General features: G+C 72.0%; 12 protein-coding genes. 2 read left to right on the top strand and 10 right to left on the bottom strand.

Annotation, left to right across the window (positions count from 1 at the left end; all coding sequences use genetic code 11):
* Window position 1: 1 nt before the first annotated feature.
* Complete coding sequence (locus Pla163_RS04070; RefSeq protein WP_145183963.1) at window positions 2–649, bottom strand: methyltransferase domain-containing protein; 648 nt, start codon at window positions 647–649, stop codon at window positions 2–4.
* Window positions 650–691: 42 nt separating this feature from the next.
* Between Pla163_RS04070 and Pla163_RS04065 the strand changes: the two genes are divergently transcribed.
* A complete protein-coding gene (locus Pla163_RS04065) occupies window positions 692–1,585 on the top strand; it encodes a methyltransferase domain-containing protein (RefSeq protein WP_145183960.1) in 894 nt (297 codons plus the stop codon).
* Window positions 1,582–2,685, top strand: a complete 1,104-nt coding sequence (locus tag Pla163_RS04060) for a hypothetical protein (RefSeq protein WP_145183956.1) — start codon at window positions 1,582–1,584, stop codon at window positions 2,683–2,685. Before Pla163_RS04065 ends, Pla163_RS04060 begins: the two co-directional genes overlap by 4 nt.
* 103 nt (window positions 2,686–2,788) lie before the next feature.
* Here the strand turns inward: Pla163_RS04060 and Pla163_RS04055 are convergent, their stop codons facing one another.
* From Pla163_RS04055 to Pla163_RS04015, 9 genes are all read right to left on the bottom strand, one after another.
* The gene (locus Pla163_RS04055) at window positions 2,789–3,799 is read right to left on the bottom strand and encodes a PdxA family dehydrogenase (RefSeq protein ID WP_145183953.1); all 1,011 of its coding nucleotides are present in this window, start codon (window positions 3,797–3,799) and stop codon (window positions 2,789–2,791) included.
* A gap of 436 nt (window positions 3,800–4,235) precedes the next feature.
* Window positions 4,236–4,553: an EscU/YscU/HrcU family type III secretion system export apparatus switch protein gene (locus Pla163_RS04050; protein ID WP_145183951.1), complete on the bottom strand. Its 318-nt coding sequence runs from the start codon at window positions 4,551–4,553 to the stop codon at window positions 4,236–4,238.
* Window positions 4,550–6,004, bottom strand: a complete 1,455-nt coding sequence (locus tag Pla163_RS04045; protein WP_145183948.1) for a flagellar hook-length control protein FliK — start codon at window positions 6,002–6,004, stop codon at window positions 4,550–4,552. Before Pla163_RS04045 ends, Pla163_RS04050 begins: the two co-directional genes overlap by 4 nt.
* A 1,012-nt stretch (window positions 6,005–7,016) precedes the next feature.
* Window positions 7,017–8,099: a MamK family actin-like protein gene (mamK, locus tag Pla163_RS04040; RefSeq protein ID WP_145183945.1), complete on the bottom strand. Its 1,083-nt coding sequence runs from the start codon at window positions 8,097–8,099 to the stop codon at window positions 7,017–7,019.
* Between the two features lie 76 nt (window positions 8,100–8,175).
* Window positions 8,176–9,153: a GGDEF domain-containing protein gene (locus Pla163_RS04035; protein WP_145183943.1), complete on the bottom strand. Its 978-nt coding sequence runs from the start codon at window positions 9,151–9,153 to the stop codon at window positions 8,176–8,178.
* A gap of 217 nt (window positions 9,154–9,370) precedes the next feature.
* Complete coding sequence (locus tag Pla163_RS04030; RefSeq protein ID WP_419186305.1) at window positions 9,371–10,843, bottom strand: FGGY family carbohydrate kinase; 1,473 nt, start codon at window positions 10,841–10,843, stop codon at window positions 9,371–9,373.
* A gap of 127 nt (window positions 10,844–10,970) precedes the next feature.
* Window positions 10,971–11,672 carry a hypothetical protein gene (locus Pla163_RS04025; RefSeq protein WP_145183937.1) on the bottom strand — a complete coding sequence of 234 codons (702 nt, stop codon included), beginning with the start codon at window positions 11,670–11,672 and terminating at the stop codon, window positions 10,971–10,973.
* A gap of 23 nt (window positions 11,673–11,695) precedes the next feature.
* On the bottom strand, window positions 11,696–12,742 hold the full coding sequence (locus Pla163_RS04020) for a tetratricopeptide repeat protein (protein ID WP_145183935.1): 1,047 nt from the start codon (window positions 12,740–12,742) through the stop codon (window positions 11,696–11,698).
* On the bottom strand, window positions 12,732–13,634 hold the full coding sequence (locus tag Pla163_RS04015; RefSeq protein ID WP_145183932.1) for an RNA polymerase sigma factor: 903 nt from the start codon (window positions 13,632–13,634) through the stop codon (window positions 12,732–12,734). The genes Pla163_RS04020 and Pla163_RS04015 overlap by 11 nt, the downstream gene beginning before the upstream one ends.
* Between the last annotated feature and the right edge of the window lie 194 nt (window positions 13,635–13,828).

The raw sequence follows: 13,828 nt of genomic DNA, 5'->3' as shown, positions 1-13,828 counted from the left end.
GTCAGCGGTTGCGGCGGAAACGGCCCCAGAACTCGGCCCAGTCGCGGCGCTCGAGGGTCTCCTGCACCGGCTCGTGCAGCGTGCACTCGAAACCGTCGCCGAGGGCCGCGAGCACGTGCTCGAGTTCGGTGCCCCAGGGCGGTCCACCGTTCGCGTGCGGCTTGCCACCGGGGAAGACGATGGCGACCAGTTCGCCACGCGGCGCGAGGCAGCGGTCCACCATCGTTCCCCACCGCGGCCGCTCGTCGGGGTGCAGCGCGCAGAAGAACGTGTGGTCGAAGACGAGGTCGTAGCGGCCGAAGTCGGGCGTGACCGGGGCGCCGAACGCGAGGGCGTCCTCGGCCAGGAAGCGACCGCCCAGGGACTCGAGTTCGCGCGCCGGGGCGGCTTTGGTGCCCTCCGCGAAGTCGAGCGCCGTGACCCGCCACCCGGCCCGCGCGAGGGCCAGAGCGTCGTGCCCGTAGCCGGCCCCGGGCACGAGCGCGTGGGGCTCGGTGCTGTTCGGGGCGACGCGCTCGGGGGCGAGCTCACCGGCGGCGATGCGGCGTGCGAGCTCGGGATGCGGCCCGCCCACGTCCCACGGCGTGTCGTGATCGCGGTAGCGCTGGGACCAGTCCGCGGCGCGTTTCGGAGGGTACTCGTCGTTCATGTGCGAAACTCGCGGCGCCCCGGATGGCGGGGAGCACGCAGCATGACCGACCGGGATCCGAAATCGAAGGGCGCACGGACGATCGCCGTGTGGGACGCGCGCGCGCGGGCCTACGGCGAGCTCGTGCGCCGTCAGCCGGTCTTCACCGAGCTGGCGGACCGGTTGCTCGAACGGCTCGTGCGCGCGAGCGGAGCGGTGGACGGCGCGGCCGGAGGTCTGATCGATCTGGGCGCGGGCACGGGGCTCGTCTCGGAGCGCGCGCTCGAAAGGTCGCGGCCGTGGCGAGCAGCGGACCTCGCGCTCGTGGACCCCGCGCCCGCGATGCTCGGCGTGGCGCTCGAGCGGCTCCGGCCCTTGGGAGTGGTCAAGGGGCAGCTGCACGCAGGGCGAGCGGAGGAGCTCGGCGACCTGGTCGCCGCGCGCCGTGTCGCGCCCGCCGCCTGCGTCGTGTCGAGCGCTGCCCTGCAGTTGGCGGACCTCGACGCCGCGCTCGAAGCCTGCGCCCGCGCGACACTGCCCGGTGGACACGTCGCGTTCAACCTGTGGTGGCACCGGGTCGCGGACGACGCCCAGCGCCACCAACCGGACGCGCACTGGAAACCGGCGCTCGCCCGCGCGCTGGCCGAGTTCGAAGAGCCGCCGAGCCTGGCGCGCGGACAGCGGCGCACGACCGATCACGAGCCGGTGGCGGTGGACGCGTTGGTCGCGGTGGCGCGTCGCGTCGGCTTCGACGTCGTGCACGTCGAACGCCGAGAAGCGACCACCCCGGGCGCGTTCTTCATCGACTTCGCGGCCATGGACGACGACTTCCTCGTCGAGGTGCCGCAACCGACGCGCGCCGACGTGCTGCGCCGCGCGCGCGAACTGGCGCCCGAGTGCACGGTCGGCTGGCGCGAGTTCCTGTTCGAGCGGGTCCACGACGAGAGCGCGCCGTGAACGCCGCGGTCTCAGGGGCCGCGGTGGTCGTGTTGGCTGCGGTCTGGGCCTTCGTGGTGGCGCGGGCCTGCGGAGCGTCGCAGGTCTCCGCGCGGCCGACGGCCGTTGAACTGGGCCGCCGGGCGTTCGAGCGGCTCCGCGTCTGGCGCCCGTGCCGCGCGCGACTCGGTGGAACGTCGGCGTTCGCCCTGTTGCTCGGCGTCGTCGCCCTGCGCGACCACTTCGACGCCGCGATCACCGCGGGCGTCGGCCGTGACCTGGCGCCGTGGTTCGCACGGTTCGAGGGCGGGTGGCACGGGGCGCTGCGCGAGGCACTCCCCCACTGGGTCGTCGTGGGTGCGGCGTTCGGCAGTGGCGCGTTGCCGCTCGCGCTGGCGCTGGGGACGGCCGTCGGACTCCGCTGTAGATCCTCGGAGGGCGCGAGGTGTGCTGCGGTCGACGACGCGGCGGGTGGAGGGGTGGATCGCTCCGGAAGCTCGACGCTGGACGGCACTGTGACCGAGGCGGCTGATCGCGCCGAGGCGGCGACGTCGAACGACGCGACGACTGGAGCAGCGGATCGATCCGAGCGCTCGACGATGGACGTCGCGGCGAACGAAGCGTCCGATCGCGCGGACGCGGCGACGGTCGCGGGCGCGGCGAACGGGAACGCTCGAGCGCCAGCGGAGGCGAGGTCCGGCGCGAAGCACCTCGGAGCGAGGACCGATGCACCGAACGCGCCGCCCCGAGCCGACCTCGCGGGCACGTCCTGGGTCGTCTGGTGCGCGGCCGCCGTCGTTCTTCCCGCCGCTGCGCTCGTGCCCCTGAGCGAACCGGCCGCGAGCGGACTCGTCCACGTCGCGCCCGTGGCCGATTCGCTGTGGTCGCGAGCACCGTTCGCGCTCTTCGACGCCGATCGGGACGCGCTGGTCAGCCTGCCCCTCGCCGCGCTCGGCGCCGCGGCCCTCGGTGCGCGCCGCGCGCGAGCCACGCACCTCGCCCGCCTGTTCACCGGCGCGGCGCTCGTGCTTGCGATCTGCGCCGTGGTCGCGGGCGAGAGCTGGTTCGCAACGCTGCCGTTGACCGCGCTCGCGGGTTGGCTCGCGCACCGGACGGTCTGATCGGTACGGCGTCAGGCACGCAGGTGCCACCTGGCGCCGACGGCGCTGCGATTCGCAGGGACTCAGGCGCCAGGTGGCACCTGCGTGCCTGACGCCGTACCGATCAGACCGTCCGCTGGCGCATGCGGCGCGCACGACGCAGGCTGGCCCATTCGGCGGCCTGCACGATCGACTCGATCAGGTTGTCGGGGCGCGCGATCCCCTTGCCGGCCACGTCCATCGCGGTGCCGTGGGCCGGACTTACGCGCACGAACGGCATGCCGACGAGCACGGTCATGCCGCCGTCGGGGCGCAGCAGCTTGGTCGGGATGAACGCCTGGTCGTGGTAGAGCGCGAGGATGCCGTCGAACTCGCCCTTCGAGCCACGCACGAAGATCGAGTCGGGTGACAGCGGTCCCGTGACGTCGAGTCCCTTCGCGCGCGCGGCCTCCGCGGCGGGCACGAGCACATCGCGGTCCTCGGTGCCGAGCAGTCCGTTCTCGCCGGCATGCGGATTGAGGCCCGCGAGTCCGAGGTGCGGACGCTCGAATCCGAGTTCACACAGGCCGTCGTGCAGGATCGACAGGTGCTCGAGGACGCGTTCCGTGGTGATCAGATCGAGCGCGTCGCGCAGCGGCATGTGGCGCGACAACAGCAACACGCGCAGCGGACCGCTGATCGCGAGCATCTGCATGCGCGGCGCCTTCGACCAGCGACCGAGCAACTCGGTCTGGCCCTCGACCTTCTCCCCCGCCAGGTGCAGCGCCTCCTTGCTGACCGGCGCGTTGACCATGCCGTCGAGCGCGCCCGCGAGGCACCGATCGGTCGCCGCGCGCAGGGCGGCGAGGGCCGCGGCGCCGCCGGTCGCGCTCACCTTGCCCACTTCGAGCGCGTCGTCGTCGCACGGGGTCTCGAGCCACATCGCGCCGCGCAGCGTGTTGAGCTGCAGTCCGTCGCGTCCGTCCCAGGTCGGGACGCCGTCCGGTCGCGCCGAGGCGGGGCCGATCGCGACGAGGTCGCAGTCGGCGGTCGAGCGCGGATCGTCGAGCGCGGCGCGCACGATCTCGGGGCCGATGCCGGCGGGGTCGCCGACGGTCAGGGCGAGGCGCGGGCGGGTGGAGTCGACGAACGGCATGACGGCGTCGAAGGTAGCCGACCCGGCGCGGCGATCAACCAGGAGCGCCGACGAGCGTCTCCCGCCGACCCGGTATCCGACCCGAACGCGCCCGAGCGGTGCGGGCACGCGGCCGATGCCCGAGCGGTCGCGAGTCTCCGCCGCGGCGAAACTCCCCGACGCGTGAATCGACGCCGTGTCCGCGGAGCTACGCGACTCGCGCGCTGGTGCTCCATCCGGCCTCGACGCGCCGGACTCGACCCGAAGTGGCGCGCGGGCGACGCGCGAGCGCCGCGCACACCCGCGCGAGTCTCCGCCGCTGCGAAACTCCCGGACGCGTCACTCGGGGCCGTGTACGCGGAGCGGCTCGGATCAGAACGGTACGCCGACGTGTCGCGCGACCGGTGCGGCACGCGCGCGCCGAGAGACGTCGCACACCGCGCCGGAGTCGGCGGCGCTACGCGCTCTTCGACGCGCCCTTCAGCTCGCCGTTCAACTCGTAGAGGAAGGCCAGCAGCGTGGCGACCACCTCGAACAGGTCCTCGGGGATCTGCTCGCCGATGTCGCAGGCCGCGAGCAGTGCGACCAGGTCCGCGTCCTCGACCAGCGGCACGTTGTGCTCGGCGGCCACTTCGCGAATGCGGTCGGCGGCGTGGTCCAGTCCCCCGGCCACGACCTTGGGCGCCGCGCCCGAGGCCGCGTCGTAGCGCACCGCGACCGCGCGTCGGTGCTGCGGCCGATCGCCAGCCGGGTTCGCGTCCGGAGCGTTCTTCATCCGACCGCGTCCACCCAGCCCCGCGGGCCGGCTTCGGGCGGTCGATCGGCGTCGACGCGCAGGGCTTCCGCCGGCTCGAGCGACGCGCCGAACAGCACGGCGCGGCCCGTCGTCGAGAGGCGTTCGGAGAGTTCGGCGGTCGCGGCGCGCACCCGTTCGAGCACGTCCTCGCGCGCCACGGCGATGCGCACGGCGACGCGCTCCTTCGTGAGCGCGGCGTCCACGTGCACGGGTCCGGTGCCGCTGAACTCGACGGCGATCTCGGCGCGCAGGAGTCCGCTCGCCTCGCCGTTCGCTCCCGGTGCGCCGTGCCGCCAACGCATCCAGGCGGTGGCCGCACCGTCGCCGTCGGAAAGCGGGAACGGGTACCAGGGGGCTTCACCGGCCTCGGCGCGCGCGGCGACGAGCAGCGCGTGCGTCGTCAGGTGTTCGAGCGCGCGAACGAGCACCTCGCGCACCGACTTGGGCAGGTTCTGCTCGGCGAGCGAGGCGAGCGCGGTCCGCAGATCGTCGCTCAACGCGGCGCCGTTGCCAGCGGCGAGTTCGCGCGCGCGCAGCTCGAAACGCGTGCCGCCGGTCGCGAGTCGCCGCGCGAGATCGTGGCCACCCGTCGGCGGTGCGAGCTGTTGCTGGATGCGGTGCAGCACCTCCTTCGACGCGGGATCGTGACCACCGGCGATGGCGCCGCGCGCACGCAGGAGGCGCGCCAGGCGGACCAATTGCTCGCCGGCATCGGGTGCGCGGCCGTCGCTCGGCACGAGTCGGTGCAGCAGCGGCCCCAGCCAACGCGGCGGACCGTGCTCGGTCGTCCGTACCTCGCCGAGCTGCTCGACCACGGCGGGCCGAGCGGCGCGCGCCACGACGTAGACACCACCCGGCGGCGCGGACGCGCCGTCGATGCCGACCGCGAGCTGCGTGCCCGCGAGCGACACGGTCGCGCCGCGCGTCGTGCGCTGCACCGCGTCGGCGGGAACGGCGGCTCCCTGCACGAGCAAGCTGCGCACGACGTCCACGGCGCCGGTGGAGACCTGCGTCGTCGGGCCCGGCGGAACACCTGCGCCGCCAGCGGGTGCCGAGCGAACCGCACCGTCGACGAACGCTTCGAACGGCACACCGGCCGTGCGGGCGGCGGCGCGAGCGGCAGCGGCCGAACCGCGGTCCACGGCGGCGTCCGCCACGGCGAGCAGCACCGGCGGCCGCTCGGGTTGCACGACTCCGACCTCGACGGTTCCGCCGACCACGAGCGGACGTTCGCTCTGGACGACGAGCGCGACCGGCCGATCGACGAGGCGCACGGCGTAGGCCTTCTGGCCCAGATCGGCGAGGACGCGGACGCGCGTCTCGACGCCGGCCGCGGGACCGGCCACGGCGCGCTCCACGGAGCCGGATCCGCCCTGTCCGGAGGGCGGAAGCTCGCCGCGCGTGCGGCTGACGTGGCGCAAGGGTTCCACGCCCGTGGTGTCGGACGGAAGGGCCGCGCCTTGAGCGGCGGACCGGTGTGCTGCCTCCACGGGGTCGGCGAGCGGCGCCCGCGGGAACGGACGCGACCCCGGGAGCCCGCGGGCGGTGAGAGCCCCAGATGGGCGCGACTCCAGCCGGACGCACCCGCTCCCGCACGGCAGGCGCACGGCTCACCGGGCGAGCCGTGCGTCCGGTCGGCGGCCTGACCGTCGGCGGCTTGACCGTCAGCGGCTCGACCGTCGGGAGGTGGTCGGGCGGCGACCCGGCACCCGAGGGAACGGCGCCGGCACGACGGAGCGCTCGGCCCGAGCGCCACACGGGCGCGGACCTCGATCGGAGTTCGGTCGACGACGCGTGGCGCGCACGGCTCGTCGATCGCCGCCTCCGGTCGGCGGCTCGACCGTCAGGACGTGGTCGGGCGGCGACCCGGCGCCCGAGGGAACGGCGCCGGCACGACGGAGCGCTCGGCCCGCCCGCCACACGGGCGCGGACCTCGATCGGAGTGCGGTCGACGACGCGTGGCGCGCGCGGCTCGTCGATCGCCGCCTCCGGTCGGCGGCCAGAAAGTCAGGACGTGGTCGGGCGGCGACCCGGCACCCGAGAGAACGGAGACGGCACGACGGAGCCCTCGACCCGCCCGCCGCACGGACGCGGACCTCGATCGGAGTTGGGTGGACGACACGTGGGGCGCACGGCTCGTCGATCGCCGCGTCCGGTCGGCAGCCGGACCGTTGGCGGCTGGACCGTCGGCGGCTCGACCGTCAGGACGTGGTCGGGCGGCGACCCGGCGCCCGAAGGAACGGCGCCGGCACGACGGAGCGCTCGGCCCAGCCGCCACGCGGACGGAGTCCGGCGCTCGCGGGTCGGGCTGCGCACGCGGGAACGCGCGTGAACCCCGGCCGCCCCGAGCCGAACGGGCTCCCCGAAATGCAACGAGGGCGCGGACCCGTCACGGATCCGTGCCCTCGTCGCGTTCGGCCGCTGGCCGGCTCGGCGCCGGGCTCAGCGCAGCTGTTCCCAGTACTCGTCGGGCATGTCGTTGGCGATCTTCAGCGCGCCGTTCGAGCCGCCGTACATGGGCTCCTCGGTGCGGATGACCTTGCCGCTGCCCAGGCGCTCGACCATCTCGCGCTCGATGGCGGTGTCGAGGCCCTTGATCTGGCTACCGCCGCCCGCGAGCAGGACGCGCTTCTTCAGCTTGTCCTGGAACTCCGGGTCGAAGGTCGCGATCAGCTGCTGCAGACCGCTGACGATCGGCGGAACGATCGCGGCGCAGGCCTCCTTGATCTCTTCCTTGATGTCGAACTGGGTCGGCTTACCGGCGACCGGCATGGTGACGACGCACGGGTCCATGTTGTCGTTGATGGAGCCGAAGCGCTCCTTCATCGTCTTGACCATCTGGCGTGTGACCTGGGCCTCGGGGTAGCGCTCGCCGATGAGGCGCTCGAGGTTGTCGTCCACGAAGTCACCGGCGGTGGTCATCGTGACCTGGTCGGCGTCCTCGGGCATCGTTCCGTGCATCCGGCACAGGTCGACGGTACCGGCACCGATGTCGATGACGAGCACGTCGTCGAGCATGTCGAGGCCGTAGGCGACCGAGAACGGCTCGGAGCACAGCATCGCGGAATCGACGCACTCCTTCGCGGCCTCGAGGATCGCTTCCTTGTTGTTGATCGACGCCTGCGCCGGCACACCGATCACGGCGTAGACCAGTTCGTCGGCACGCGGGCGCGCCTGGCGGACGATCTCGGCGATCAGGTCGCGGGCGGCGCGCATGTTCGCCTCGGCCTCGATCTGGTTCGACTTGCCGCTCTCGAGCGAGGACTTGATGACGCCCTCGGCGAGCGGACGGTACAGGTTGAGCGAGAGGCGCTTCTCGAGCGCTTCGTCGCCGAACAGCACGTCCTTCTTCAGGAGCTTGCGGGCGACGACGTCCTTCGGGTAACCGACGAACGACGGAACGGTCACGCGCACGCCGTTGCTGGCCGAGACGGATGTCCGGGACGTGCCGAGGTCGATCCCGAGATAGAGGACCCCGGTCTCCGGGGACGGCTGGGCGGGCAAAGGCATCTGGCTGGCTTCCATGGGTGGTTCGTGAACGTTTGGAGTGTTCGTTTCGGTCGGTCGGGTGGGAACCGCTCGGGGCCCACGGTGAGGTGGCTCAGTTGCCGCCCTCGGAACTTTCGGTCAGGGCCTGCTTCAGAGCCAAGTTGGCCTGGAAGATGTCGCCCATCATGTGCTTGCGCTTCTCGTCGTCCTTCCCCTGGCCGATACCGCCGAAGATCTTGCCGAGGGACGCGACGCCGTCGTCGCGGCTGCCGCCCTCCTCGATCAAGCTGGCGACGACCTGCTGGTAGCGTTCGAGCTCGCCGGCGAGCTTCTGCACGCGGCGCTCGAGGAGCTTGACCTGGTCGGAGTTCTCGCCGCTCGGTCGGGACTGGGCGTCCTCCATGCGTGCGACGGCTTGGGCGTGTTCGCCGAGGACGTGGCGCACGGCGGCCAAGAGGTCCTCGGGATCGAGGCCCGCGGTGGCGTCGACAGGTGCGGGAGCGACGGCCGCCGGAGCGGGCGCGGCTTCGGGAGCGGGCGTCGGCGCGGCGGCCGGTGCTTCCTCGAACTTCGCGAAGGCGCCCTCGACGTAGCGATCGCCACCGGAGCCGAGCGCGGCGCCGAGCGCACCTTGGGCCGCCCCGAGCAGGCGCTTGAAACCGTTGAGTTCCGAGCCCGGCGCCCAGGTGAGGCCGACGCTGAGCGTGACGCGCAGCTGGCGGTCACCGCTCGTGAACTCGAGCTTGCGGACACCGACCAGGAGGCGCCGGACCACGTCGACGACGCCGTCACGCGACGTGCTCGGGATCACGGCCAGGAGCCGATCGCCCATGAGCGTCCCGATGAAGTCGCTCGTACGCAGGTCGCGGCGCAGGAAGCGCTCGACGGCTCCGTAGATCTCGTCGTGGGCGGACGAGCCGTGAAGATCCGTGAGAGCCTCGAGTCGGTCCACCGCGATCAACACGCAACACAGCGAGTAGTCGTAGCGGCGGGCACGATCGACCTCGGCCTCGAGCAGGCGCTCGAGCTCCGCGGCGTTGAAGAGGCTCCCCGGGGGCGTCTTGATGGGGATCTGGTCCAGTTCGGACATGTCGCTGGATCGCAGGCACCTTGGGTGCGCCTGCGCGCTGGCCCTATCGGACGGTCGCGCGGAGCCCCTTGACGGGTTCGCTCGATTCACTCGAATCGGCGCGCCGGCACTGCGGGCGAAGAGGATACGGACCCCGACCCCGGACCGCTCGAGGCCCCTGTTGAACCCGCGGTGCGCCCCGAGGGTTCCACCAGGAGACCGGGAACGGGGCCGGGGCTCAGGAGCGGGAGAGGGTCCGCGCCAGTGACTCTCGCCAGTGGTCGAGACGCCTGGCGCGTTCGGTGTCGTCGAGACGCGGCTCGAACACCTCGAGCGCGGGCCGCGGGACCTGGTCGGCGCGCCCCCAGAGTCCCGCTCCGAGGCCCGCGAGCACCGCCGCGCCCCGTGCGGTGGCCTCCACCTCGGCGGGCCGCAGGATCCGCGCGCCGCAGAAGTCTGCCTGCATCTGCATCAAGAGGTCGTTCGCCGCGGCGCCGCCGTCGACGACCAACTCGTCGACCTCGAGGCCCCCTTCGGTGCGCGCCAGCTCGATCAGCTCGGCGTTCTGCATGGCGATCGCTTCGAGCGCGGCGCGGACCACGTGGGCCCGAGTCGTCCCACGCGTCAGTCCGAGCAGCGCGCCGCGCGCACCCGCGTCCCAGTAGGGTGCGCCGAGTCCCGTGAAACCGGGCGCCAGCACGACTCCCCCACTGTCCGGGACGCTGGCGGCGAGCGCTTCGGTCTCGCTCGCGTCCGCGATGATCCCGAGCCCGTCGCGCAGCCACTGCACGAGGGCACCGCCCATGAACAGAGCCCCTTCGAGCGCGTAGGAGACGTCGCCCACGGCATCGCTGGCGAGCGTGGTGAGGAAGCCCTGGACCGCGACGGGGCGCTGTTCACCGCACTGCACGAGCAGGAAGCAGCCCGTGCCGAACGTCAGCTTGGTGGCGCCGAACGCGACGGCTCCCTGGCCGAGCAACGCGGACTGTTGATCGCCGATCGTGCCGAGGATCGGGAGCGCGACACCACACCGCGCGGGATCGGTGCGGCCGAAGTCGCTGCGCGGCGGCAGGACTTCGGGCAACCAACCGGGATCCACACCGAGCCACGCGCACAGATCCGGATCGAAGCCGCGCGCGTCGATGTCGAAGAGCAAGGTACGGCTCGCGTTGGTCGCGTCCGTCCGCCAGCGCCGTGCACCCGTCAGGTGTTCGACGATCAGCGTGTCGACCGTGGCGAAGACCACTTCGCCGCGTTCGGCCCGCGCGCGCAGCCCTTCGTGCTCGCGCAGCATCCAGTGGATCTTGGTGCCGCTGAAGTACGGATCGATGACGAGCCCGGTGCGCTCGCGCACGAGGTCGCCGCGCCCCTCGGCCCGCCAACGCGCACATTCGGGCGCGGTGCGCTTGTCCTGCCACACGATCCCGGGCGCGAGCGCGCGTCCACTGCTGCGCTCGCAGGCGAAGACCGTCTCGCGTTGGTTCGTGATCCCGATCGCGACGGCGTCCTTGGCGAGCGGGTCGGACACCACCTCGGCGAGAGTGCGGTCGACCGCGGCGAGTAGTTCCTCGGCGTGGTGCTCGACGCGCCCCGGTGACGGGAAGTGCTGCGCGAACTCGGCGTAGGCCCGCACGCGGACGTTCAGCTCGGCGTCGAGGTACAGGCAGGTCACACCGGTCGTACCGGCGTCGATGGCGATGATGCCGCTCATGCCCAGGGATCTTAGGGCGACGCGCTGGGCGTCCGATACGCGAAGGACGCCGCTCGACCGGGGTCGAGAGGCGTCCTTGTTCGCGTTCGGCCGCGAGAGGACCGGACGGCTCGGGCGGTCGTGCCGATCAGGGAACCGACTGGACGGCGACGAGCGCGCCACCGACGCGATCGAGCTCGAGCGCCGAGTAGAACCCATCGGGACGGACGAGGATGAGGAGCACGGTCCCCTGCTCGAAGGCCAGCTTCCACTGGGCCGAGTCCACCGGCAGTCCGATCGGGGACGAACCGACCGACACGCTGCCGGACGCGGAGGCGCTGCCGAGGAAGTAGAGCAGCTTCGAACCGGCGAAGGCCGGACCCGGGTTCCATTGAATGGTCTTGCCGCGCCCGCCGACGAGCGTCGTGTCGAACGCCATGCTCACGTCGCCGAAGACTCGGACGCGCGCGTTCGCCGCTTCGCTGCCGGGTCCGATGAAGGCATAGCCATTGCCATCGGCCGACGGCACCGCGTCGAAGACCTGGGTGAACGGCACCTCCATCTCGAGCGACGGCAGCAGTTGCAGACCGTTCTCGGACTCGGTCGCGCCGGGGACCTCCATCGTGTCGGCCGGGGTCAGGTAGCTCGGGAGCGAGCCGATCGACTCGCCCGACATCATCATCGGCGTTCCACCCGTCCACTGGGAGAACCAGTCCGGGAGGCCCGAGGTGATGGCTGCCGCGGCCGGAAGACCGAGCAGTGCAAGGGCAAGTCCGATCACGATGGACTTCGCCGGGCGCCGCGACGGGCGCGCGTTCGAAGGCGTGAGGAAGCGAGTGAAGGAGAGCATCGCAGGGTGTGGGACAGGAGCGCTCAGACGCTCGCGGTGTCACCGTCGGTGGTGGATCGGAAGAGTTCCGGGCAGCGGGCGACGAGCGCCTCGGCGAAACCGGGTTGTGATTCGACCTCGTTGCGCAGTCCGGGCGAAGCGGCCAGGAAGCCTGCGAGGTCGGACGCGCGATCGGGGTGGCGATCGAGCATCGTCCGGAACGAATCGATCGCGCGTTCGGGAGCCCCCAGGTGCGCGTAGCACAGGGCGCTGTTGAAGCGCGCGAAGAAGAACTCGGGCATGTTGTCGGCGAGTCCGCTGATGCCGACCCAGCGGAACCACGTCAGCGCGGTCCGGTGGTCCTCTTCCTCTTCGTGGATCTTGCCGATCATCACGGCGGCGTGGCCGCGGCAGGCCGGGTCGACGCCGTTGCGGAACACGTCCTCGAACATGCGGCTCGCCTTCACCTTGCGCCCCTCGTTCATCTCGAGGAAGGCCAGGTACAGGAGTGCCGGTTCGTAGTCGTCCTCGAGTTCCAGGCACTCGCGGAGCAACTTGCGCGCCTTCTCGATCGGACGCTCGATGCGCTCGAGGCTGCCGTTGAACAGGTGCCGCTTGCTGTGCCAGTCGAGGCCACCGCGTCCGCTGGCCGTCATGCCGTCGACGAGTCCGCGCGCGTGGGCCCGCGTGGGCTCGACGGCGACGGCCTTCTCGAAGACGCGGGTGCGGAAGTCGGGGTCGGTCGCGTTGAGCGCGTAGGCCTTGCCGAGCTGGTAGAAGATCGAGGCCAGGCGGTGGACCGCTTCGCGAGCGGCGAAGCCCTCACCCAACTCGACTCCGGTCAGGTGCCGGAGCAGGGCGTCGGGGTCGGCCAACTCGCGGTGGGCGCGGACCTGGGCGCGGGCGTGGTCGAAGAACTCGCGGCAGGACGGGCTCGACTCCAGTCGGGCCAGCGCGCCAGCGGCGGCGACTTCGTCGAGTTCGCCGTCGACCAGGCTCGAGAGCTCGACCTGCAGGGCCTCGCACTCGCCGGTCAGGGCCTCGCCGGATCGTGAGTCGCGGCGGTTCTCGTTCTCGTGATCAGTTGCCATGGGTGCCTCCATCGATCGCGACGGACGGGGTACTGCGGATCTTCGACGCCGCCACGCGCGGTGACGCCACGACGCTCGCAGTCGTCGTCTCGCCCGGAGCACGCAGGTCCGGCGGCAAGCCGTCGAACACGCGACGCATGGAGCGGTAGATCTTTCGCCGGGCGCGGAAGATCACCATCTTCAGGTTCTCGAGCTTGATGCCGAGATCGGCGGCCGCCTCGCGGTAGCTCGCGCCCTCGACCTCGACCATGTGCAGCGCTCGCTTCTCACGCTCGGAGAGGCGCTCGTAGAACGTCAGGTAGAGGTGGAGGTAGATGACGTAGACGCGCTGGCACTCCGCTTCGCTCTCGCTGTCGATCACGCCGCCGAGGGGGCCACGCGAACCCGTCTCGGGGTGTTCGGACAGGTCTTCGAAAGGCACCTCCGCGCGACCGGATCGGCTGAGCGACCGCAGGTGCTTCAGCACCGTGTTGCGCACGATGGTCGCCGTCCAGACTCGGAAGGCGTCCTCGCGCGTGCAGTCGAACCGCCGCGGGTAGCGGTAGATGTTGAAGAAGACTTCCTGGAGCAGGTCGCTGGGGTCGGCTCGACTCTGGTAGCGACGGAGCCGCTGCGCGACGTGCTGCAGCAGGTGACCGGCGTTGAGCTCGTAGAGCAGGCCGAAGCAGGAGCGCGCCGTGTGCAGGCGGAACAGCTCCATCAGCTGTGTCGAGAGCGCATCCCGGGTGTTCTCCGGAGTGCGCTCCTCGTCTTCCAGGATGGCGATGAGCGAAGGCAGACAGGCGTCGCCGACCTCGGCCGCGACCTCGGCGAGCTTTTCTCGCCAAACGTCGCGGTCCTCGCCCCGAAAGGGCGTGGTCAGTGGTTCCAGGGGACGCTGGTCCTGCTTCAAGCGGTCGTTCTCCGGGCAGGGCACCCTGACGGGGCCAGGAGCGGTGGGCAGGCGGGAAGGGCGCCGGTGGGACCCACGAGACGGTCATCTCGGTGAGGCCTGGGGTCGGCGCAGTCCCAAGGCGGCGGGGGCCGCGGGCACCGGGATGGGACCCCGGGGCCGGACACGCGAAGTCTACCGGGCCTTTGCGAGGG

Source organism: Rohdeia mirabilis, from assembly GCA_007750655.1.
Classification (GTDB): domain Bacteria; phylum Planctomycetota; class UBA1135; order UBA1135.
This window is presented reverse-complemented; position numbering and strand designations above follow the sequence as displayed.

Excerpts from the sequence above, each read along its gene's own strand:
- Pla163_RS04050 (WP_145183951.1), bottom strand. The coding sequence starts at position 4,553 with ATGAAGAACGCTCCGGACGCGAACCCGGCTGGCGATCGGCCGCAGCAC.
- Pla163_RS04030 (WP_419186305.1), bottom strand. The coding sequence starts at position 10,843 with ATGAGCGGCATCATCGCCATCGACGCCGGTACGACCGGTGTGACCTGC.
- mamK (WP_145183945.1), bottom strand. The coding sequence starts at position 8,099 with ATGGAAGCCAGCCAGATGCCTTTGCCCGCCCAGCCGTCCCCGGAGACC.
- Pla163_RS04035 (WP_145183943.1), bottom strand. The coding sequence starts at position 9,153 with ATGTCCGAACTGGACCAGATCCCCATCAAGACGCCCCCGGGGAGCCTC.
- Pla163_RS04065 (WP_145183960.1), top strand. The coding sequence starts at position 692 with ATGACCGACCGGGATCCGAAATCGAAGGGCGCACGGACGATCGCCGTG.
- Pla163_RS04025 (WP_145183937.1), bottom strand. The coding sequence starts at position 11,672 with ATGCTCTCCTTCACTCGCTTCCTCACGCCTTCGAACGCGCGCCCGTCG.
- Pla163_RS04055 (WP_145183953.1), bottom strand. The coding sequence starts at position 3,799 with ATGCCGTTCGTCGACTCCACCCGCCCGCGCCTCGCCCTGACCGTCGGC.
- Pla163_RS04070 (WP_145183963.1), bottom strand. The coding sequence starts at position 649 with ATGAACGACGAGTACCCTCCGAAACGCGCCGCGGACTGGTCCCAGCGC.
- Pla163_RS04020 (WP_145183935.1), bottom strand. The coding sequence starts at position 12,742 with ATGGCAACTGATCACGAGAACGAGAACCGCCGCGACTCACGATCCGGC.